Raw genomic sequence first — 18,336 nt, 5'->3', positions numbered from 1 at the left:
CCGCGTATACGTGCCATTCTTCCCGTCGCGGGACAGTCCCCAGCTCGACACCTGACGGCCACGTACAGTCCACTGTATGGTTAACGGCTTCGGCCCGCGGTCGGTCGCACGGCGGCTGGGCCCCGCTGGTTCCCTGCTGGTCGGCACGGTCAGGCACGCCCGGGCCGACGACGGTCCCGTCATCACCCGCGCGCGCGGGCTGCGCGCGGCCGCGCGGCTGCGCCACCGCCAGCTTCTCCAGCGGATCGACCCGCCCGGACCGCACGGCCGGGCCACCGAGATCAGCACGCTTCCCGGCGCCGCCCGCCGGTTCCTGGCCCACCCGCGCCCGCCGGTGCTGCTCGGCGTCGTCGGCACGCTGGCGGCGACGCGGCTGGCACGCGGGGACTTCCGCCGCTCCGACGCCGCGGTCGCCCTGGGTTTCGCCGCCGCGCAGCCGTTCGTCGAGTGGGGCATCCACCGCTACGTGCTGCACGCGACGCCGACCGGCCGGTTCGGCCGCGCCGCCTACCAGAGCGCCGGCTGGGGCCATGCGCAGCATCACCAGGACCCGGCGAACCTGAACTCGATGTTCATGCGCGGCCAGGACGTGCTCGGCGCGGGCGCCCTGGCGCTGGCCGCCGGGGCAGTCGGCTCACCGCGGGTCTCGACCGGGATGCTGTGCCTGGGCGTCGCGGTGCTGGCCTACGACTGGACCCATTTCTTGATCCACACTCGTTACCAGCCCAGGTCGGAGCTGTACCGGCGGATCTGGCGCAGCCACCGGCTGCACCACTACCGCAACGAGCGCTACTGGCTCGGCGTCACGTCCCCGCTCGCCGACCTGGTGCTGCGCACCAGCCCAGCGCGCGAGGACGTGCCCGTCTCGCCGGCCGCCGCCCATCCGGAGATCCGCCCGGTCCAGCGGCCGGCCGACGCGGACGTCGCCGGTGCCGCGGCGCGGCCAGCGGCCGGGTCACCCCGCCCCGCGTGACGCCTCAGGCCGGCGGGCCTCACCGCCGGCCGTGAGTGGCGCCTAGAACCCGGTCTTGCGGAAGTCCCAGCTGACGATCTTCTCCGGGACGAGCTTCAGCCAGGCGTGCCGGCCGTCGATGTGGAACTTGCCGTTGCCGTACTTCTCGCCGAAGAGCCGCTCCGGCTCGGCGAGCAGCTCGGTGTTGGCCGCCTCGCCCGTCCGCGGCACCTCGCCCACCTGTGCGACCTTGCCGATCAGCTCGACGCCGCGCAGCTCCCCGAAGCCGTGGCCGGTGTCGATGATGACCGAGACCCGCGGATCGCGGTTCAGGTCGGTCCAGCGCTGGCTCTTCACGATGCTGTTGAGCCAGAACGCCGAGCCATCCCACACGAACCACAGCGCCGAGGTGTGGGGAGCCCCGTCGGCACCCACGGTAGACACCCGGCACGTCCGCTCGTCGGCGAGGAACGCGTCGATCTCCGCCGGTGTCATCGCGATCCGCCGGCCGCGCCGTTGCGGGCGCGGCGCGGCCTGGCCGTCCGTCGCGGTCTCGAGACTCATCCTCGCCGCCCTTCGTCGCTGGCCCGGAACCTCTGGGTCTGTCGGCATCCGGGTTGGCCCGTCCCCGCCTGCGACTTTAGTGCGCCCCACCGCCCCGACGCCCGAACTGCCGCCGGACCCGGCACCGCCCATCGGCCCTCACTAGCGCAGACCCGCGAGCCACGTCGGGACCTGTTCCCACGTGAGCAGCTCCCAGACGACCCGGTACTGTGCCCGCCCGTCCACCTCGACGCGGACCTCGTGCGGAACGGCCGTGCGGCCCATGCCCAGGGGCGGGCAGACCGCGCAGGTCACCACCGGAGCCCGCGCGGCCCGCCGGTCGCGCAGCAGGTCGGCGACCGCGAGCGCGAGCGCCGTCCGCCCCGGCGACACGCCCGCAGGGCACACGACGACCGCGCCGACGTGCCCCAGCCGCGCCATGCTCAGCGCCACCCGGGCCAGCTCGCCGCCGCGCAGCTCGATGAAGTGCAGGTCGGCCCGCAGCTCGCCGACGACGTCACGCGAGCGCTTCGCCAGCAGCTTGTCCGACCGGTCCGCCTCGGCGGCGCGGCGCTGCAGCAGCAGCCCCGCCCGGTCCGGCAGCGCGAGGCTCACCAGCTCGGTCCGCCGGGCACCCCCGGCCGCCCCGACGCCGGGCACGTCGATCCGCGCGACGTCCAGCCGCACCCTGGTGACCATCTCGTTCATCCCCCTGTTCATCGGTGGTGGTCAGCGGAACAGCGAGCGCCAGGGCCGGGCCGGCCCGTCGCCCGTGGCGGACGGCCAGAAGAAGGACGCCGCGAAGTCCTCGTCCTCGTCCTCGTCCTCGGCCAGGTCAGGCACGGCCGGGGCGTCCGCGTCGGCCGGCCCGGCGGGCTCTGCCTCGGGTTCGGCGGCCTCGACGCGCCCGGCCGGCCCGCTCGACACAGGGTCGTCCGTCGGGGTAGCCGCGAGGACCGCCTCCGCGACCTCCTGCGCCCAGGGCGGCTCGCCCGGCCATGACCGGGCTCCCCGCGGGCCGAGCCTGGATGCCAGCGCGGAGCGCTTCGTCCTGGGTCCTCGGGTGTCATGCGGCGCGGTCGGTGGATTGGCGTCGACCGCTCCCGTCTGTTCCTCGTTGCCGGCCTGATTCGGGTTACGCATCGCCTCTCCTGACGCTCCTGGCACTGCCGTAGCTGACAGTGTCGCACCCGTCGGTTCTAGCGTCCGCGCCGTGGAGCGCTTCGTGACCATCGGTTACCTGATGAGGCGGCTGAAGGTGTCGCGTACGCGGGCCTACCAGCTCACCCGTCGCCCGTCCTTCCCGGTTCCGGCCGGTTTCGCCGACCACATGCGGATCTGGCGGAAGTCCGACGTCGACGGCTGGCTGACCGCCCACCGCCCCGACGCCCTCCCCGACGAGGAGGCGGCCCCAGACGACGACCCCGAGTAACGCAACCCCGAATCCGGCAGCGCCAGGCAACCCCGAACCCGGCCACCGGCCGGGAGGGCGCTAAGCGCCCGGCTTCCGGCCGATCGCCGAACAGAAGTCGATGAGGTGGCGGCACTCCTGCTCGTCGGGGACGGTGCCGGCGCCGACGTGGCGGGCCAGGGTGCCGATCGCCGCGCGCTGGATGACCCGGGCGTCGAGCTCGGGATGCGGGCGGCCGGCCGCGGCGAACGGGGCGATCAGCAGCTCGCCGAGCTGGTCGTCGAGCACCGCCCGGCCCGCCGGGTTCCCGCTGACCGACAGCCGGCTGAGCGCCGCGTCCGGCCGGGCCTGGTCCGGCCGGGCCAGCGGCGCGAGCAGGCCCTCGACCCAGGCGGCGATCTGGCCGGCGGGCTCGGTCTGCTTCGACATCTGGTGGCGCAGGTAGGAACGGGTGCGCTGCACGCCACGCTCCATCACGGCGTGCAGCAGCTCGTTCTTCCCGGCGAAGTACCGGTAGAAGGTCTGGTTGGACGTGCCCGCCTCGGCGACGATGTCGGCCACGCGGGGCTCGGCCGGCGCGATCCGCTCGACCACCCGCATCGCGGCGTCGAGGATCTGCTCGATCTCCTCGAGCGCGTCCTGCTGCGCGCGCCCGAGCGCCCGGTCCACCGCGGCCCGTACGGTGTCAGGCAGCTGCTCCCAGTCCACCGCGCGAGTGTCCCGCGCGGGCCGCGCGCGGGCCGCGCCGGTGGTCGTCACACCGGGAAATATAGTTCCCCCAAGACGGAAATACCATTCTGCGCCCGACTCAACGGCAGTACGGACAGGGCGCGCGGGCCGAATCACGACCTGCCAGGCCGCGCTGGACAAGCCGGGTCGCGACGCGCCACGGCCGGCAGCCTAGAAGACGAGCGCCCCGCGCAGGATGCGGCCGGCGTCGAGGTCGGCGTAGCCCTCGTTGACCTGGTCGAGGCTGTAGGTCTTCGTGACCAGCTCGTCGATCTTGAGGATGCCGGCGCGGTAGAGGTCGAGCAGCTTCGGGATCTGCGCCCGCGGGCTGCTGGAGCCAAACAGGCAGCCGCGGATCTCCTTGTTCATCATCGCCATCGTGAACAGGTTGACGTCGGCCTGCCTCTGGGCCATCGGGGCCACCGACGTCACCACGCAGATGCCGCCCTTGGCGGTCAACGTCAGCGCGGGCTCCAGCAGGCTGCCGAGCATGACGCCGAACGTGCAGATCACCGCGTCGCACATCTGGCCCCGGGTGAGGGCCCTGACGCCGGCGATCGCCTCCTCAAGCGAGGCGTAGACGTGCGTCGCGCCGAACCGCTCGGCCTGCTCCCGCTTGAACGCGACGGGGTCGACGGCGATGATCTCGCGAGCGCCGGCGATCTTCGCGCCCTGCACGGCGTTGATGCCGACGCCACCGACACCCAGCACCGCGACGGTGTCGCCGGGACGCACCTCGGCCCGGTTGACGGCCGAGCCGAACCCGGTCGCCACGCCGCAGGACACCAGCGCCGCGGCGGTCCACGGGATATCCCGGTCGATCTTCACGACGCTCGACTCGGCGAGCAGCTGGTGCTCCGCGAACGCGCCCAGCTGGGTGAACCGGGCCACCGGCTCGGCGCCGATCCGGTGCGCGACCCGGCCGTCGGTGATCATCCCGAGGTCGAACAGCTTCATGCCGTCGTCGCAGAGGTACCCGCGGCCGGACCGGCAGGACCGGCACCTCCCGCAGGACGGGATGAACGACATCGCCACGTGGTCGCCGGGCGCGACCGAGGAGACACCCGGGCCGACCTCGACCACCTCGCCGGCCCCCTCATGGCCGCAGATCACCGGATAGTGCGGCATCGGCACGTCGCCGGTGCGCGCATGCTCGTCGGAGTGGCACAGCCCGGTCGCGTGCAGCTCGATGAGGACCTCGCCCGCCCGGGGCTCGTCGACCTCGACCGTCTCGATCTTGTAATCCTGACCGATGCCGAACAGCAGCGCCGCCCGCGTGCTGACCATGCCAGCTGTCCTTCCCTGCGCTCAGCGACGGCTGTCCGGCGAGGCGCCCTCTGATGGTGGCCAGATCGACGGAAACAGGTGGCCCAGTTCCGTGGCCTGCCACGGCGGAGCGATCATGCCGCCTACCAGGCACCTTCGCCTCTCGTCGTCTCGCACGCTACAGGGCGGCGCACCCGCGACGGACCTCTTCGCATCCCTCCCCGAAGACATGCGCGCGCGGTACTCACCCGCCCGTCCGGACCGCCGCACTCTTACCGGTGACGCGACCGGTCGCACGCTGCTGGTCGAAATTCTGACCAATCCGGACTAGACTTCGAGCCATGACGATCGACGCGACATCCGTCCCGTTGTCCGAAGCCAAGACCCACCTGTCCGCCCTGGCCCGTCGCGTACGCCACCAGCACGAACGGATCACGCTGACCCGCAACGGCGAAGCCGAGGCCGTCATCGTCTCCGTCGACGACCTCGAGGGTCTCGAGATGACACTCGAGATCCTCAGCGACACCGAGGCCGTCGGACGGATCACCGAGAGCCTGGCGGCACTCGGCCGCGGCGAGCAGGGTGTGAATCTCGCTACCATGCGCGCCGAGGTGGCCCGCCGCCGAGTCACCGGAGCATGAACTCCGGCGGGAGCCCCGAACCCTACGCCATACGTTTCCAACCGGCCGCCCGGCGAGCCTTGGCCGAACGGCTGCCCGAACCGGTCGCCGCCGCCGTCCTCGAGTTCTGCGACGCCGCCCTGGCCACGAACCCGTACCGCGTCGGCAAGCCGCTGTTCGGCCCGCTCAAAGGGTGCCACGGCGCCCGACGCGGCACATACCGCATCGTCTACCGCATCGACGACGATGCCCGAACCGTGCATGTTCTTGAAGTTGATCATCGCCTCGACCTCTACCGACCGCGCTGATGACGTCGACTCCGGACAGTCCCGGCAACGGCTGGCAGGGGCATCCGGCCGCCGGTCAACCACCGGCAAATCACCGGAAATCACCAGAAATGGCGCAAGCACGCCCTGGGCTGCTGGATCCAGGACACCGAGGGCGCGAAGTTCTGGCAGAAGGTCCTGGCCGACCTGCGTAACCGTGGCGTGCGCGACCTGCTGATCGTCTGCTGCGACGGGCTCACCGGGCTGCCCGAGGCCGCCGTCGCGGGGTTTCCCGAGACCGTGGTCCAGACATGCGTAGTAGTACACGTGACCCGCAACGCGATGCGTTTCGTCTCCTACAGCGACCGGAAAGCCGTCGTGCAGGCCATGAAGGAAATCTACACCGCGCCTACTCGGCGACGGCCGCCGCGCGGCCGCCCCGCACAGCCCCGGTCCACCGGGCGGGCCCCGGTCCACCGCGGCGGACCGGGGCGACGGCCTCAGGACCCGACGGACTCCGCCTGGTCCGCGACGAGCGCGGCGACCTGGTTGCGCAGCAGCTTCCCGGTGGGCGTGTAGGGAAGCTCCCCGAGGAAGACGACCTCGTCCGGGGTCCTGGAGCTACGCAGCTTGCCGCGGACGTAGCCGCGCATCTCCTCGGCCGTCGCGGTCTCGCCGTCGTGCAGCACGACCGCGGCCACGATCCGCTGGCCCCAGGTGTCGTCGGGAGCGCCGTAGACGGCGACGTCGCGCAGCTTCTCGTGCCGGCCCAGGACGTCCTCGATCTCGGCCGGGGCGATGTTCTCGCCCCCCCGGATGATGGTGTCGTCGCTACGGCCGGTGATGAAGACGTAGCCATCGGCGTCGACGTAGGCGCCGTCCTTGGTCGGGAACCAGCCCTCGGCGTCCAGCACCGAGCCGAGGCCCTCGTATTCGCCGGAGACCTGCTCACCGCGGACCCACAGCAGGCCGGGCTCGCCGACGCCGACCGGGGTGCCGGCCTCGTCGCGGATCTCGAACTCGACGCCGGGCACCGGGCGCCCGGCCGAGCCGAGCCGGGCGCGGACCGCCGGGTCGTCGCTCACGAACGCCTCGCGGTGGTCGTCCGGGCCGAGGACCGCGATCGTCGACGAGGTCTCGGTGAGGCCGTAGGCGTTGACGAAGCCGGTCTCCGGGAAGGCGCCGAGAGCCGCCTCGAGCACCTTGCCGGGCATCCGGGCGCCGCCGTAGGCGATCGAGCGCAGGTGCGGGGTCTCGGCCGGCTTGCCACCGAGCGTCTCGACGACGCGCACCAGCATCGTCGGCACCAGCATCACGTTGGTGATCTGCTCGGACCGCACCAGGCCCAGCCAGGTCTGCGCCTCGAAGTTCGGCAGGTAGCAGATCCGCCGGCCGGAGTAGAGGTTCGTCAGCACGGTGCCGATGCCGGCGACGTGGTAGGGCGGGACGCTCACCAGGATGGCGTCGTCCTCCTCGGCCGAGGCGAAGTCGACCGTGCCGAGCACGTAGGAGACCAGGTTCGAGTGCCGCAGGATGACCCGCTTGGGCGCGGACGTGGTGCCGCTGGTGAACAGCAGCACCGCGGTCGCGTCCGGGTCGACGTCCGGCGGGTCGAGGTCCGCGAACGGGTCGGCACCCTCGGCCGGGGTCGCGGAGGCGGCGAACCAGTCCTCGGTGCTGACGAGGCCCGCCACGCCCTCGATACCGCTGAAGGTGTCCAGGTAGGCAGTGTCGGCGACGACGAGAGCCCGGCCGAGCTGGCCGATCTGGCCGCGCAACTGGTCGGCGGACAGCCGGTAGTTCAGCGGGGCGATCGGCACCCCGGCCGACGCGGCGGCGAACAGCAGGACCGGGAACGCCGGCCCGTTCACGCCGACGAACACCACCCGCTCGGCGCCCGACTCCCTGATCGCGGCGGCGCCGGCGGCGGCCCGGGAGCCGACCTCCTCATACGACAGCCCGCCGCCGGAGCGCGAGCCCAGGGCGACTCGGTCGCCGTAGGCGCCGCGGGCCATGTCCAGCAGCATCGCGATCGTCATCCGTACTCCCGCTCCTTAAGGGTCACCGGAACATCCGAACCGAGCGTCCCCAGCGGGCGCCCTCGGGCGCGGTGTCGGGGACCCATGCCCAGCTCAGGGCAGTCGGTGGTTAGACGCTTGCACCCCCCGGTCTACCCGCGCAACCGTTCGAAGCGATCGTCACAGCCCGGCCAATCGGACCTGAGCCGCCGGCCGCCGGCCGGCGCGTGGACGCGATCATCAGGTGCTCGCCAAAACGATTGCCAATCACATCAAACCGGCGGTGAGCGCGCCGAATTTCCGTTCTATGGTGCTACGCGGAGGCCGCGCCGACCAGCCCGGCAGATGGCCGGGACCAGCCCGGACGACAGGGAACAGCCAGCCAGGGCACCCGACGGCTAGCTGGAACGGTCAACCGGCCAGCGATAGAATCCAGTTTCAGATTGTCCGGCTATCAACCCCACCAGGGCCGCCACGGCCCGCTGGTTGGCCGCCGGACTAGCAAGCTATCACTATCGCCAGGCGGTATCACTTTTCCGCCAAGCGAGAATGTGATTCTATGACCGCTGGGGTCGCGGAAGGCCTCCCCCACGGCGGCCAGTGCCCTCAGGCGCGACCACGTCACCCCGACATTCCGCGCCCCGCCGGCCTCGCGAGAATCCCGGCGGGCGTCCCGCGAAGGAGCTGCCCATGTCCGTCGACGTCGAACGGCGCGGCCCGATCACCGTCGTCACGATCAACCGGCCGCAGGCCGGCAACTCGCTCGACGGCGCCACGATGACCGGGATCGGCTACGCCTTCGAGGAGGCGGCGAAGGACTCCGAGGTCCGGGTGGTGGTTCTCACCGCCGCCGGCGAGAAGATCTTCTGTGCCGGCATGGACCTCAAGGCGTTCATGACCCCGGGCGCCATGAAGGTGCAGGGCCCCGGCCTGGGCGTTCTCAGACGCCAGGCCTTCCCCAAGCCGGTCGTCGCGGCCGTCAACGGGACCGCGCTCGGCGGCGGCTTCGAGCTGGCGATGTTCTGCGACATCATCGTCGCGGCCGAGACCGCGAAGTTCGGCCTGCCCGAGGTGAGCCGCGGCCTCGTCGCCGGCGGCGGCGGTACCCGGCTGCCCACCCGGGTCCCGCTCGCCTTCGCGCTCGAGCTGGGCCTCACCGGCAAGCCGGTCACCGCCTCCCGGCTCTACGAGGTGGGCCTGCTGAGCCGGGTCGTCCCCGCCGCCGAGGTGCTCTCGGCCGCGCTGGAGGTCGCCGAGGCCATCGCCGACAACGGGCCGCTCGCCGTCGAGTGCACCAAGGCGCTGATGCTCGGCGAGGTCCCGGCCGCCGACTGGGACGCCATCAACAAGGCCATCGCCCCCGTCTTCGCCAGCGACGACGCCAAGGAGGGCGCGACCGCGTTCGCCCAGAAGCGCAAGCCGAACTGGGTCGGCCACTGACCTTCCCCGCGCTCCCCGAGCCCGGGCCACCGGCCCGGGCTCGGGGAGGCCCGGCCCATACGGACCGCGCGACATAACCAAGAACGTCGGGTCGTCCGGCGGACGCTCCGCGACGAGGCCGCGATACTGGCCCGATGGATCCGATCGCGCCGTCGGGGCGTCAGCTGGAGCTCGTGCACGCGGACGCCTCGGTCACGATCGTCGAGGTCGGCGGCGGCCCGCGTGCCTACCGGGTCGGCGGCGTCGCCGTGCTCGACGGTTATCCCGTCAACGCCATGGCCAGCCACGGGCGCGGCCAGCTGCTCGTGCCGTGGCCGAACCGGATCGCCGGGGGCCGTTACCGCTGGGACGGCGCGGCCCAGCAGCTGGCGATCAGCGAGGCGAAGACCGGCAACGCCATCCACGGCCTGGGCCGCTGGTCGGCCTGGGAGCTGGAGCGGGCCGGCCCAGCCGCGGCCGCCGCGTCCTTCACCGTCCGGGCGCAGAGCGGCTACCCGTTCACCGTCGCGTTCCGGGCGGCCTACGTCCTCGCGGACGACGGCCTGACCGTGACGATGACGGCGACCAACCTGAGCGGCCGCCCCGCCCCGGTCGGCATGGGCGCGCACCCCTACCTCTTCGTCCCCGGGCCGCACGGCACGCCGGCGCGCGCGGACGACACCCTGCTCACAGTCCCGGCCGAGCGGCGGCTGCTGGTGGACGACGCCCTGATCCCGACCGGCGACGAGAAGATCGCCGACGGGCCGTACGACTTCCGCTCCGCCCGCCAGGTCGGCGACCTCGTCATCGACCACTGCTTCTCGGAGCTGCGCCGCGGCCCGGACGGCCGGGCCAGGGTCATTCTGGCGGGCGACGGCGGCTCGGTCACCGTCTGGATGGACCAGGCCTGGGAGTACATCCAGGTGTTCACCGGCGACACGCTCAGCGTGGACCAGCGGCGGCGCAGCATCGCCGTCGAGCCGCAGACCTGCCCCGCCGACGCCTTCAACAGCGGCCACGGCCTGCGTATCCTCGAACCAGGCGAGAGCTTCGGCGGCAGCTGGGGCATCAGCCCGGCCCTGTAGGCCGGCCCGCTGGATCCGCGCCGCGTTCTCGGATCCTTGAGCTACCCGGTCAGCTTCCCCTGCGGCCACCCAAACCAGTCGCGGCTCGGATCAGAAGTCGCTGCCGCCGTCGACGTTGATGTCGGCGCCGGTCATGTAGGAGTTGACGCGGGAGCCGGCGAACGCGATGACCGGGCCGATCTCGGCCGGGTCGCCGGCCCGCGGCAGGAACGCCGGGTGACCGAAGTCCTCCTTGATCACGCGCATCGTGTCGGCGAGGCTGTCCGGGTCGATGCCGCGCTCGGCCGGCAGCCTCCGCAGGTAGCGCTTCATCCCCTCGGACAGGAACGACCCGGGCGAGACCGTGTTGACCAGGATCCCCTCGGGCGCGAGGGTCTGCGCCAGGTTCTTGCTGAGGCTGGTCAGCGCCGCCTTCGACGCCGTGTACGCGATCAGTCTGGGCGACTGGCGCCGGGTCGAGTGTGCCGAGACGTTCACGATGCGGGCCCACTCGGCGGCGCGCAGCAGCGGGAGGGCGGCGCGGACGGTGCGCACCGCCGAGAGGGTGCCGATCTCCAGCGTGGCGATCCACTCGGCGTCGTCCGAGCCCTCGAAGCCCTTGACGCCGGCCTCGACTGGGCCGGCCGCGTTGACCAGCACGTTCAGCGCGCCCCACCGGGCACCGACCTCGTCGAGGGCCGCCGTCACCGCGGCGCTGTCGGTGAGGTCGGTGCCGACGCCGAACGCCTCGGCCGCGCCGAGCGCGAGCGCGCGCTCGGCGGTCTCGTCGAGCGCCGCTCTGCCGCGGGCGAGGATCGCCACCCGGGCGCCCTCCCGGGCGAAGCACTCGACCGCGGCCCGGCCCATCCCCTTCGAGCCACCGCTGACGACGACGGCCGCGCCGCCCAGACCCAGATCCATTCCTGTTCCTCCCCGCGAACGCGGTCAGTCGATCTTCTCGAAGATAGCGGCGATGCCCTGGCCGCCGCCGATGCACAGCGTCTCCAGGGCGTAGCGAGCGTCCCTGCGGTGCATCTCGTGCAGCAGGGTGGCGAGGATCCGGCCGCCGGTGGCGGCGACCGGGTGGCCGAGCGAGATGCCCGAGCCGTTGACGTTGAACCTGTCCCAGTCGCGCTCGGTGAAACCCCACTCACGGGTGCAGGCCAGCACCTGGGCGGCGAAGGCCTCGTTGAGCTCGATCAGGTCCATGTCCGCGAGCTTCAGGCCGGCACGCTCCAGCGCCTTGGCGGTCGCCGGGACCGGGCCGATGCCCATCGTCCGGGGCGGCACGCCGGCCACGGCCCAGGAGACGAGCCGGGCCAGCGGGCGCAGCCCGAGCCGCTCGGCCTCGGCCGGGTGGGTGACGACGCAGGCCGAGGCGCCGTCGTTCTGGCCGCTGGCGTTTCCGGCGGTGACGGTGGCCTCGGGGTCCGTCTTACCCATGATCGGCTTGAGTCGGCCCAGGGTCTCCAGCGAGCTGTCCGGGCGGGGGTGCTCGTCGGCGGTGACGACGACATCCTGCTTCTTGCCCGGGACGGTCACCGCGATGATCTCGTCGTCGAACAGGCCGGACCGCTGCGCGGCGACGGCGCGCTGGTGCGAGCGAAGCGCCAGCTCGTCCTGCTCGGCGCGGGAGATGCCGTACTCGCGGCGCAGGTTCTCCGCCGTCTCGATCATGCCGCCGGGGACCGGGAAGTCGCGGCCGCCCGCGGTGACGCGGCCCCGGGCGAGCGCGTCGTGAAAGGTCAGACCCGCGCCGCGGATGCCCCAGCGGCCCTCGTGGGAGAAGAACGGCGCGTTGCTCATGCTCTCGGCGCCGCCGGCGACGACCAGGTCCGCCACGCCGGTCTGTACCTGCATCGCGCCCAGCGTCATCGCCTGCACGCCGGACCCGCAGCGCCGGTCGAGCTGCAGGCCTGGGACCTCGACGCCCAGGCCGGCGTCGAGCCCGACCACCCGGCCGAGCGCGGGGGCCTCCATCGACGGGTAGCAGCAGCCGAACAGCACGTCGTCGATGTCCGCGGGGCCCAGGCCCGTCCGCTCGACCAGGCCGCGCAGCACGGCCGCGCCCAGCTCGTGGGCGGCGAGCGGCCGCAGCGCACCGCCATACCCACCGACCGGCGTCCGCACCGGGCTACAGATCACGGCGTCACGCATGAGGTCCCTCCACCACCAGACCGACTCGGGCCACCCGGGCGGTCTCGCCCGCCACGGGCATCCGGCCCCCGCCCGCACGTTAGCCGGGTGGGGCGACGGCAGGCTCCCGATCGGCTTGCCGCCCGGTATCCGTGCCGACGCTCTGCCCCGGAATGCGCTCCGACGGCGGGCCGCGCCGTGCGCGAGCGGCGACAGCGTGCTGGCCTGCCACCGACCGGCCACATGGGATGCCGAGGCGGCGGGTATCGCCTACGACAAGCGCTGAGCCAGGGCACCAACGAACTGGGGGCACCAACCAGAACCGCCTCGCCCGTCCCGGTGCCGGGACGGGCGAGGCGAGGGCCGTCGGGCGGGCCTATTTCTCCGGCGCCCAGAGGATGTTCCGGGACTGGAGCAGGTCGACGACGAGGTCGCCGTGGCCGCGCAGCATCCGCACGAACTCCTGGGACGCCTTCACCCCATTGCCGGCCTTGATGGCCCGGTTGACGGCGGTAATGCCCCGCTTCTGCGGCTGGATCGTGCCGGGGACGAGCGCGAAGAAGTTTCCCGGAATGACCCCGGTCATCAGCCGGCCGAACGACGACAGCCGCGGCGAGTGGGCCATCGTGAAAATCTGCCGGATATACGCCTCGTTCGCGTGCAGGATGTCTTCCGGATCCTCGGCGGCGCGCAGCGCGCGCTCGGCCGCGGACAGGGCCTCGATCCCTTCCTCGTCACCACGCTCGGTCGCCCGTTCGGCGGCCAGCCCATAGAGCTGGCCGAGCAGCGCGTAGTGATCGCGAACCGAGTTCAGGTCCAGGCCGTGCACGAACGCGCCGCGGTGCGGCTCGATCGAGATCCAGCCCTCACTCTCCAGCGCGATCATCGCCTCGCGCACGGGGATACGGCTGACGCCCAGCTCCTCCGCGATCTCGTCCTGGCGGACGTGGTCACCCTGGCGGAGCGTGCCGGCGAAGATCAGGCTCCGGATATGGTCGGCGACCTGGCTTCCGCTGCTCCTGCGGTCGACGACGGACCGTTTGCCCGGGGCATGATGCGAAAGCGGGCTTACGGCGGTCGCCGTCCGACGGTTGGGAGGTATGACCGTGCTCCTTCAACTGATGGCGAGAGCGTCCGTTGTGCGCGCCCGTTCACCTGTGGTCGAGCCAAGTCGCGAGCAGCGGACCGCGAAGTTGCAGGAAGTATACGACCGTACCCCGCCTACGACGCCGACCTCCGTGTTCGGGGCGCGCATTAGATCCATCACGTCCAGGTAGTCCTGTGACGCTTCACACTGATCGAGCGAGACGCCGCAAAGGCCGGTTGTCGGCCCCGCGGGCGTTCGCCGCCAGGCATCGCCCGTCGCGCACGAAAGCTGCCCGGAAACGAACCGACTCAGTCGTCCCCGTCCCGTCCCGGTGCACCAGAGGTCGCCAGCGACTGGATCGGCTCCCCGTGGGTGGGTCACCGGGCCACGCGGGATCTGTCGCGCCAGACCGGATAATGATCGTGAATACTATATCCAATCTTACGGCAGCAACAAGTATCAGTCGGGCGACTAGTCGACGCCGAGAAGCACCGTCGACGCCGAGGAGAACCAGCCGCCGGTGCCGTTCACGCACGCCACCCGGGCCTCCGGCACCTGCCGGCCGGTGGCCTCGCCGCGCAGCTGCTTCACGGCCTCCACCAGAAGGAAGATGCCGCGCATGCCCGGTTGGCAGGAGGACAGCCCGCCGCCGTCGGTGTTGGTCGGCATCCGACCGCCGACCCGCATGGTCCCGCCCTCGAGGTAGGCCCCGCCCTCACCCCGTTCGCAGAAGCCGAGCGCCTCGAAGGTGAGCAGCACGGTCGAGGTGAACGAGTCGTAGAACTCGCAGACGTCCACGTCTCGCGCGGTCAGACCGGCCCGCTCGAACGCGAGCTTCCCGGACACGGCCGCCGGCGAGATCGTGAAGTCGGTCCACTCGGACATCGTCGTGACGTTGCTGGCCGTGCCAGTGCCGAGCACCCGCACGACCGGGTGCGGCAGGTCCGCGGCCCGGTCCGCCGCCGTCAGCACCACCGCCCCGCCGCCGTCGCTGCGAATGCAGCAGTGCAGCTTCGTGAACGGCGTCGCGACCATCTGCGCCGACAGGACGTCGTCCACGGTCATCGGATCCCGGTACATCGCGTCGGGATTCAGCCCGGCGTTGTAGCGGGTGTCCACGGCGATGTTCGCGAGCTGCTCGATCGTCGTGCCGAACTCGTGCATGTGGCGCCGCGCCGTCATCGCGTACTTGGCGATCAGCGTGTGGCCCCACGGCGCCTCGAACTGGCTCGGGCCGCGGCTGGACAGCGACAGGTTCGCCGTACGCAGCCGCTTCTTGATGTCGGCGCGGGCCGTCGAGCCGTAGACCAGCAGCACGGTCTTCGCGGTGCCGGCCCTGATCGCATCGACGGCGTGCTCGACCATGACCTCCCAGGTCGACCCGCCGACGCCTGTCGAGTCGACCCACGTCGGCCGCAGCCCCAGGTACTCGGCGAGCTCGACCGGCTGGAGCACGCCCAGCCCGGTCGAGCCGAAGCCGTCGACGTCGGCGTGACTGAGCCCCGCGTCGGCCAGCGCGCGCGCCGCCGCCTGGTGATGCAGCGCGAACGGCGTCATAGTGTCGACCCGCCCGCAGTCCGACAGGGCCGCCCCGACGACAGCCACCTCGCCCGGCATACGCCCTCCCGCGGCTCTTCCAGCTCCGGCTGCCCGTTTCGCAGCCCAGGTCATCACTCCGACCGCGGCCGCCCTGGTCAGCCGCTCGGCCGCACCCGCGCCGCAGTTTGTATATACTATGCGATTATGGGATCGGGCACCCCTCCAGCGCGACCGGGTTCGGAGCAGCCCGGTCCAGAACAACCGGGTCCAGAACGAGCGGGCCGAGCACGAACGGGCCGCGGCATCCGGCGGGAGAGCGCATGAGCGACGGCATTCCGGCTGCCTCCAAGGAGGCCGTCTTCTTCGAGGACCTCGAGGCCGGCGGCAAGGCACCGGTCCGCACGCTGCGGCTGACCCGCACGGACCTGGTCCGTTACGCGGGCGCGTCCCACGACTTCAACCCGATGCACCACGACGACAAGCGGGCCCGCGCCGCCGGGATGAAGAGCGTCTTCGGCCACGGCATGTTCAGCGCTGGCCTGCTCGCGACGGCGCTGACCGATCTCGTCGGCATCGGCAACCTGCGTAACTACAAGGTCCGCTTCACCACCCAGGCCTGGCCGGACGACGTCCTGTCGACCGATATCACGGTCACCGGCAGGGAGGAGGCGACCGGCCTGGTCGAGCTGGACTGCCAGGTCGTCAACGCGGACGGGGCCACCGTCGTCGCCGGCTCCGCCGTGGCGTCCCCGGCCCGCCGGCCCGCCGACGCGCCGACGGCGAGCGCACCCCAGACCAGGAGTCGGGCATGAGCGGCCCCCGGTTCGACCTGCCGACGATCGAGGAGGAGACCGCTCCCTGGTGGGAGGCGGCCCGCAAGGGCGAGCTGCTGATCCGCCGCTGCGGCGACTGCGGGAAGGCGCACCTGTACCCGCGGCCGTTCTGCCCAGCGTGCTGGAGCGAGAACGTCAGCTGGGAGAAGGCGGCCGGCACCGGCACCCTGTACACCTGGTCCGAGGTCCGGTCGAACGACCTGCCTCCGTTCAAGGCAAGGGTGCCGTACCTCGCGGCGATCGTGGACCTCGACGAGGGCCCTCGGCTGGAGAGCACGATCGTCGACGCGGCCGAGGCGGGCCTCGCCATCGGCATGCGGCTGACGGTCGACTTCCAGCACGACGACGAGGCCGGCCTGACCATCCCTGTCTTCCGCATCCCCGGCTGAGGATCATCGTGACCGTCACCGGCCTCATCGGCGCCGAGCTGCCGGCGGCGACCGTCGTCGTGGAGCGCGGCGCCGTCACCGACTTCGCCGCGGCCGTCACCGACACCTCGCCGGTCTACCGCCGCGCCGACGCCGCCGCCGCCGCGGGCTTCGATGCCATCCCCGCCCCGCCGACGTTCACCTTCGCCGCGCGGCTGCTCGGCGCCTTCGAGGACCTCCAGCCCGGCCGGCCCGCGGGCGCCCTCGACGTCGCCGAGGTCATCGCCTCGCTGCGCGCGGACGGCGGGCTGATCCTGCATGCCGAGCAGGAGTTCACCTACCACCGCCCAGTGCTGGCCGGCTCGACCGTCCGGCTCACCGGCCGCATCGAGGACGTCCGCGTCACCACCAACAGCCGTGGCAAGCAGCTGACTTTCATCCGGATCCGCACCGACACCCACGACGAGGCGGGCGAGCTCCTCGTCACCGAGGCCATGACCCTGCTCCATCGGGCCTGACGGCTGGCTCCGGCCGTTCGCGGCGCCAGATCGCGGTGTTCCCGTGGATCGAGATCGGCCTCGGATTTCCGGCTCCAGGAGATCAGGGGCGCGAAGGTCGCTCAGCGCCCGACAGGCGGAGCCGGGCTTCCTGCCGGATCGACGGAGTCGATCTGGGAGGTCCGCGAAGGGCGCTCAGCGCCCGGTTCCGGACGATCGCCGTGGTGGTGGTCGCATTTGGCCGGGGAGCACCCGGGCGGAATGCGGGAGAGGGCAGGTCACGAAATCATGCGAACGTGACGACTTCCGCCTCGACGACCGAGTCCGCCTTCCCCGCCGCTGCCCAGGGCGGGCCGGGCACGCTGCCGCTCGCCGGGCTGCTCGTCGTCGGCTTCGAGCAGGCCGTCGCCGCACCACTGGCGACGCGGCACCTGGCCGACTTCGGCGCCCGGGTCATCAAGGTGGAGAACCCCAACGGCGGCGACATGGCGCGCTCCTACGACGGGGCCTGGCATGGCGAGCTCGGCGCGCACTTCGCCTGGCTGAACCGCGGCAAGGAGTCGTTCGCCGTCAACCTGCGCGACCCACGCGGTGCCGCGGCGCTGGAGGAGCTGCTCACGAAGGCGGACGTCGTCGTCCAGAACCTGGCGCCCGGCGCCGCCGCCCGCCGGGGCCTGGCCGCCGAGCAGCTGGTGGAGCGCTTCCCGCGGATCATCGCCGTGGACATCTCCGGCTACGGTGACGGCGGCCCGCTCTCGCACAAGCGGGCCTACGACCTACTGGTCCAGTCCGAGTCCGGCTCGTGCGCGATCACCGGCCACGAGGGCCACCCGGCGAAGGCCGGCATCCCACTCGCCGACATCGGCGGCGGCATGTACACCCTCACGTCCGTGCTCGCCGCGCTGCACGCCCGCACCGCGACGGGCCGTGGCGCCGCGATCCAGGTGAGCCTGTTCGACGCGGCGGTCGAATGGATGGGCTACGCGCTGAACTTCACCATGGGCTCGGGCCTCGTCCAGGAGCCGAACGGCGTCAGCTCCCCCGCGGTCTCGCCCTACGGCAACTACCGCACCAAGGACGGCCAGGTGCTCGTGCTCGGCACGACGAACAACGGCGAGTGGCAGCGGCTGGCCCGTGAGATCCTCGGCAGCCCGGGCCTCGCCGAGGACAAGCGGTTCACCGAGAACGACGGCCGGGTCCGCCGCCGGGCCGAGCTCGACGTGCACCTCGCCGCCTGGGCCCGCAGCGTCACGCTCGCGGACGCCCGCGAGCAGCTCGACAAGGCCGGTATCGGCAACGCCCGGCTGAACACCGTGCCGGACGTCGTCGACCACCCGCACCTGGCGGCCCGGGACCGCTGGCGCGAGGTCGCCAGCCCCGCGGGCCCGATCCGGGCGGTCCTCCCGCCCCCGGTGAACAAGGACTGGACCTTCCCGATGGGCGGCATCCCCGCCCTCGGGGCCCACACCACGTCGATCCTCGCCGAGCTCGGCCGCACCCCCGACGACCTGGCCGCCCTCCGTGCCGACGGCGTCATCTGACCTACCGGCCGCCGACTTGCTTACGTGGGACGTAACTTACGTGGTGC

General features: G+C 72.2%; 20 protein-coding genes and 1 pseudogene. 11 read left to right on the top strand and 10 right to left on the bottom strand.

The features are described 5' to 3' along the window. Positions 1-76 precede the first annotated feature (76 nt). Positions 77-973 carry a sterol desaturase family protein gene (locus tag FRADC12_RS21090; protein ID WP_045877944.1) on the top strand — a complete coding sequence of 299 codons (897 nt, stop codon included), beginning with the start codon at positions 77-79 and terminating at the stop codon, positions 971-973. A 42-nt stretch (positions 974-1,015) separates the two neighbouring features. Here the strand turns inward: FRADC12_RS21090 and FRADC12_RS21085 are convergent, their stop codons facing one another. The 3 genes from FRADC12_RS21085 to FRADC12_RS28625 all read right to left on the bottom strand — a co-directional run bounded on the left by FRADC12_RS21085 (position 1,016) and on the right by FRADC12_RS28625 (position 2,638). Continuing rightward, positions 1,016-1,516 (bottom strand): pyridoxamine 5'-phosphate oxidase family protein, encoded by a 501-nt coding sequence (locus FRADC12_RS21085; protein WP_045877943.1) that lies wholly within the window; start codon positions 1,514-1,516, stop codon positions 1,016-1,018. A gap of 141 nt (positions 1,517-1,657) precedes the next feature. Further along, positions 1,658-2,203: a DUF1442 domain-containing protein gene (locus tag FRADC12_RS21080; RefSeq protein ID WP_232303936.1), complete on the bottom strand. Its 546-nt coding sequence runs from the start codon at positions 2,201-2,203 to the stop codon at positions 1,658-1,660. A gap of 21 nt (positions 2,204-2,224) precedes the next feature. Next, complete coding sequence (locus tag FRADC12_RS28625) at positions 2,225-2,638, bottom strand: hypothetical protein (RefSeq protein WP_052711056.1); 414 nt, start codon at positions 2,636-2,638, stop codon at positions 2,225-2,227. 82 nt (positions 2,639-2,720) lie between these two features. Between FRADC12_RS28625 and FRADC12_RS21070 the strand changes: the two genes are divergently transcribed. Next, entirely contained in the window at positions 2,721-2,927 is a 207-nt protein-coding gene (locus FRADC12_RS21070; RefSeq protein WP_052711300.1) for a helix-turn-helix transcriptional regulator, read from the top strand. A gap of 60 nt (positions 2,928-2,987) precedes the next feature. Here FRADC12_RS21070 and FRADC12_RS21065 read toward each other — a convergent pair whose 3' ends face one another. Beyond that, positions 2,988-3,665 (bottom strand): TetR/AcrR family transcriptional regulator, encoded by a 678-nt coding sequence (locus FRADC12_RS21065; RefSeq protein ID WP_052711055.1) that lies wholly within the window; start codon positions 3,663-3,665, stop codon positions 2,988-2,990. Positions 3,666-3,806: 141 nt separating this feature from the next. Continuing rightward, positions 3,807-4,922 carry an NDMA-dependent alcohol dehydrogenase gene (locus FRADC12_RS21060; protein WP_045877940.1) on the bottom strand — a complete coding sequence of 372 codons (1,116 nt, stop codon included), beginning with the start codon at positions 4,920-4,922 and terminating at the stop codon, positions 3,807-3,809. A 320-nt stretch (positions 4,923-5,242) separates the two neighbouring features. On the opposite strand from FRADC12_RS21060, the gene FRADC12_RS21050 reads away from it, so the two are divergent. The 3 genes and pseudogenes from FRADC12_RS21050 to FRADC12_RS30265 form a co-directional block, all read left to right on the top strand. After that, positions 5,243-5,542, top strand: a complete 300-nt coding sequence (locus FRADC12_RS21050) for a type II toxin-antitoxin system Phd/YefM family antitoxin (RefSeq protein WP_045877938.1) — start codon at positions 5,243-5,245, stop codon at positions 5,540-5,542. After that, positions 5,539-5,829: a type II toxin-antitoxin system RelE family toxin gene (locus FRADC12_RS21045; protein WP_045877937.1), complete on the top strand. Its 291-nt coding sequence runs from the start codon at positions 5,539-5,541 to the stop codon at positions 5,827-5,829. The genes FRADC12_RS21050 and FRADC12_RS21045 overlap by 4 nt, the downstream gene beginning before the upstream one ends. 96 nt (positions 5,830-5,925) lie before the next feature. Beyond that, positions 5,926-6,198, top strand: a pseudogene (locus FRADC12_RS30265) (transposase); the annotation flags it as partial. 89 nt (positions 6,199-6,287) lie between these two features. Here the strand turns inward: FRADC12_RS30265 and FRADC12_RS21040 are convergent. Beyond that, on the bottom strand, positions 6,288-7,826 hold the full coding sequence (locus FRADC12_RS21040; RefSeq protein WP_045877936.1) for a class I adenylate-forming enzyme family protein: 1,539 nt from the start codon (positions 7,824-7,826) through the stop codon (positions 6,288-6,290). A 669-nt stretch (positions 7,827-8,495) separates the two neighbouring features. Here FRADC12_RS21040 and FRADC12_RS21035 point away from each other — a divergent pair. Both FRADC12_RS21035 and FRADC12_RS21030 read left to right on the top strand, forming a co-directional pair. Continuing rightward, positions 8,496-9,245 carry an enoyl-CoA hydratase-related protein gene (locus FRADC12_RS21035; protein WP_045877935.1) on the top strand — a complete coding sequence of 250 codons (750 nt, stop codon included), beginning with the start codon at positions 8,496-8,498 and terminating at the stop codon, positions 9,243-9,245. 134 nt (positions 9,246-9,379) lie between these two features. After that, positions 9,380-10,309 carry an aldose 1-epimerase family protein gene (locus FRADC12_RS21030; RefSeq protein ID WP_045877934.1) on the top strand — a complete coding sequence of 310 codons (930 nt, stop codon included), beginning with the start codon at positions 9,380-9,382 and terminating at the stop codon, positions 10,307-10,309. 90 nt (positions 10,310-10,399) lie between these two features. Here FRADC12_RS21030 and FRADC12_RS21025 read toward each other — a convergent pair whose 3' ends face one another. From FRADC12_RS21025 to FRADC12_RS21010, 4 genes are all read right to left on the bottom strand, one after another. Then, complete coding sequence (locus FRADC12_RS21025; protein ID WP_045877933.1) at positions 10,400-11,209, bottom strand: SDR family NAD(P)-dependent oxidoreductase; 810 nt, start codon at positions 11,207-11,209, stop codon at positions 10,400-10,402. Between the two features lie 24 nt (positions 11,210-11,233). After that, the gene (locus FRADC12_RS21020; RefSeq protein WP_045877932.1) at positions 11,234-12,445 is read right to left on the bottom strand and encodes an acetyl-CoA C-acetyltransferase; all 1,212 of its coding nucleotides are present in this window, start codon (positions 12,443-12,445) and stop codon (positions 11,234-11,236) included. A 355-nt stretch (positions 12,446-12,800) separates the two neighbouring features. After that, positions 12,801-13,526, bottom strand: coding sequence for a GntR family transcriptional regulator (locus tag FRADC12_RS21015; protein WP_045877931.1), 726 nt, complete (start codon positions 13,524-13,526; stop codon positions 12,801-12,803). 456 nt (positions 13,527-13,982) lie between these two features. After that, positions 13,983-15,128, bottom strand: coding sequence for a thiolase C-terminal domain-containing protein (locus tag FRADC12_RS21010; protein WP_045877930.1), 1,146 nt, complete (start codon positions 15,126-15,128; stop codon positions 13,983-13,985). Between the two features lie 242 nt (positions 15,129-15,370). Here FRADC12_RS21010 and FRADC12_RS21005 point away from each other — a divergent pair, with 242 nt between their 5' ends. The 4 genes from FRADC12_RS21005 to FRADC12_RS20990 all read left to right on the top strand — a co-directional run bounded on the left by FRADC12_RS21005 (position 15,371) and on the right by FRADC12_RS20990 (position 18,289). Next, positions 15,371-15,862, top strand: a complete 492-nt coding sequence (locus FRADC12_RS21005) for a MaoC family dehydratase (protein WP_045877929.1) — start codon at positions 15,371-15,373, stop codon at positions 15,860-15,862. Continuing rightward, positions 15,859-16,272 (top strand): Zn-ribbon domain-containing OB-fold protein, encoded by a 414-nt coding sequence (locus FRADC12_RS21000; RefSeq protein WP_045877928.1) that lies wholly within the window; start codon positions 15,859-15,861, stop codon positions 16,270-16,272. Before FRADC12_RS21005 ends, FRADC12_RS21000 begins: the two co-directional genes overlap by 4 nt. Before the next feature lie 8 nt (positions 16,273-16,280). Further along, the gene (locus FRADC12_RS20995; protein ID WP_045877927.1) at positions 16,281-16,769 is read left to right on the top strand and encodes an FAS1-like dehydratase domain-containing protein; all 489 of its coding nucleotides are present in this window, start codon (positions 16,281-16,283) and stop codon (positions 16,767-16,769) included. A 275-nt stretch (positions 16,770-17,044) separates the two neighbouring features. Beyond that, positions 17,045-18,289 (top strand): CaiB/BaiF CoA transferase family protein, encoded by a 1,245-nt coding sequence (locus tag FRADC12_RS20990; protein ID WP_045877926.1) that lies wholly within the window; start codon positions 17,045-17,047, stop codon positions 18,287-18,289. Positions 18,290-18,336 lie beyond the last annotated feature (47 nt).

Source organism: Pseudofrankia sp. DC12, from assembly GCF_000966285.1.
GTDB lineage: Bacteria > Actinomycetota > Actinomycetes > Frankiales > Frankiaceae > Pseudofrankia.
This window is presented reverse-complemented; position numbering and strand designations above follow the sequence as displayed.

Excerpts from the sequence above, each read along its gene's own strand:
- FRADC12_RS21080 (WP_232303936.1), bottom strand. The coding sequence starts at position 2,203 with ATGAACGAGATGGTCACCAGGGTGCGGCTGGACGTCGCGCGGATCGAC.
- FRADC12_RS21085 (WP_045877943.1), bottom strand. The coding sequence starts at position 1,516 with ATGAGTCTCGAGACCGCGACGGACGGCCAGGCCGCGCCGCGCCCGCAA.
- FRADC12_RS21060 (WP_045877940.1), bottom strand. The coding sequence starts at position 4,922 with ATGGTCAGCACGCGGGCGGCGCTGCTGTTCGGCATCGGTCAGGATTAC.
- FRADC12_RS21000 (WP_045877928.1), top strand. The coding sequence starts at position 15,859 with ATGAGCGGCCCCCGGTTCGACCTGCCGACGATCGAGGAGGAGACCGCT.
- FRADC12_RS28625 (WP_052711056.1), bottom strand. The coding sequence starts at position 2,638 with ATGCGTAACCCGAATCAGGCCGGCAACGAGGAACAGACGGGAGCGGTC.
- FRADC12_RS21030 (WP_045877934.1), top strand. The coding sequence starts at position 9,380 with ATGGATCCGATCGCGCCGTCGGGGCGTCAGCTGGAGCTCGTGCACGCG.
- FRADC12_RS21090 (WP_045877944.1), top strand. The coding sequence starts at position 77 with ATGGTTAACGGCTTCGGCCCGCGGTCGGTCGCACGGCGGCTGGGCCCC.
- FRADC12_RS21025 (WP_045877933.1), bottom strand. The coding sequence starts at position 11,209 with ATGGATCTGGGTCTGGGCGGCGCGGCCGTCGTCGTCAGCGGTGGCTCG.
- FRADC12_RS21040 (WP_045877936.1), bottom strand. The coding sequence starts at position 7,826 with ATGACGATCGCGATGCTGCTGGACATGGCCCGCGGCGCCTACGGCGAC.
- FRADC12_RS21020 (WP_045877932.1), bottom strand. The coding sequence starts at position 12,445 with ATGCGTGACGCCGTGATCTGTAGCCCGGTGCGGACGCCGGTCGGTGGG.
- FRADC12_RS21050 (WP_045877938.1), top strand. The coding sequence starts at position 5,243 with ATGACGATCGACGCGACATCCGTCCCGTTGTCCGAAGCCAAGACCCAC.
- FRADC12_RS21005 (WP_045877929.1), top strand. The coding sequence starts at position 15,371 with ATGAGCGACGGCATTCCGGCTGCCTCCAAGGAGGCCGTCTTCTTCGAG.
- FRADC12_RS21035 (WP_045877935.1), top strand. The coding sequence starts at position 8,496 with ATGTCCGTCGACGTCGAACGGCGCGGCCCGATCACCGTCGTCACGATC.
- FRADC12_RS21010 (WP_045877930.1), bottom strand. The coding sequence starts at position 15,128 with ATGCCGGGCGAGGTGGCTGTCGTCGGGGCGGCCCTGTCGGACTGCGGG.
- FRADC12_RS21045 (WP_045877937.1), top strand. The coding sequence starts at position 5,539 with ATGAACTCCGGCGGGAGCCCCGAACCCTACGCCATACGTTTCCAACCG.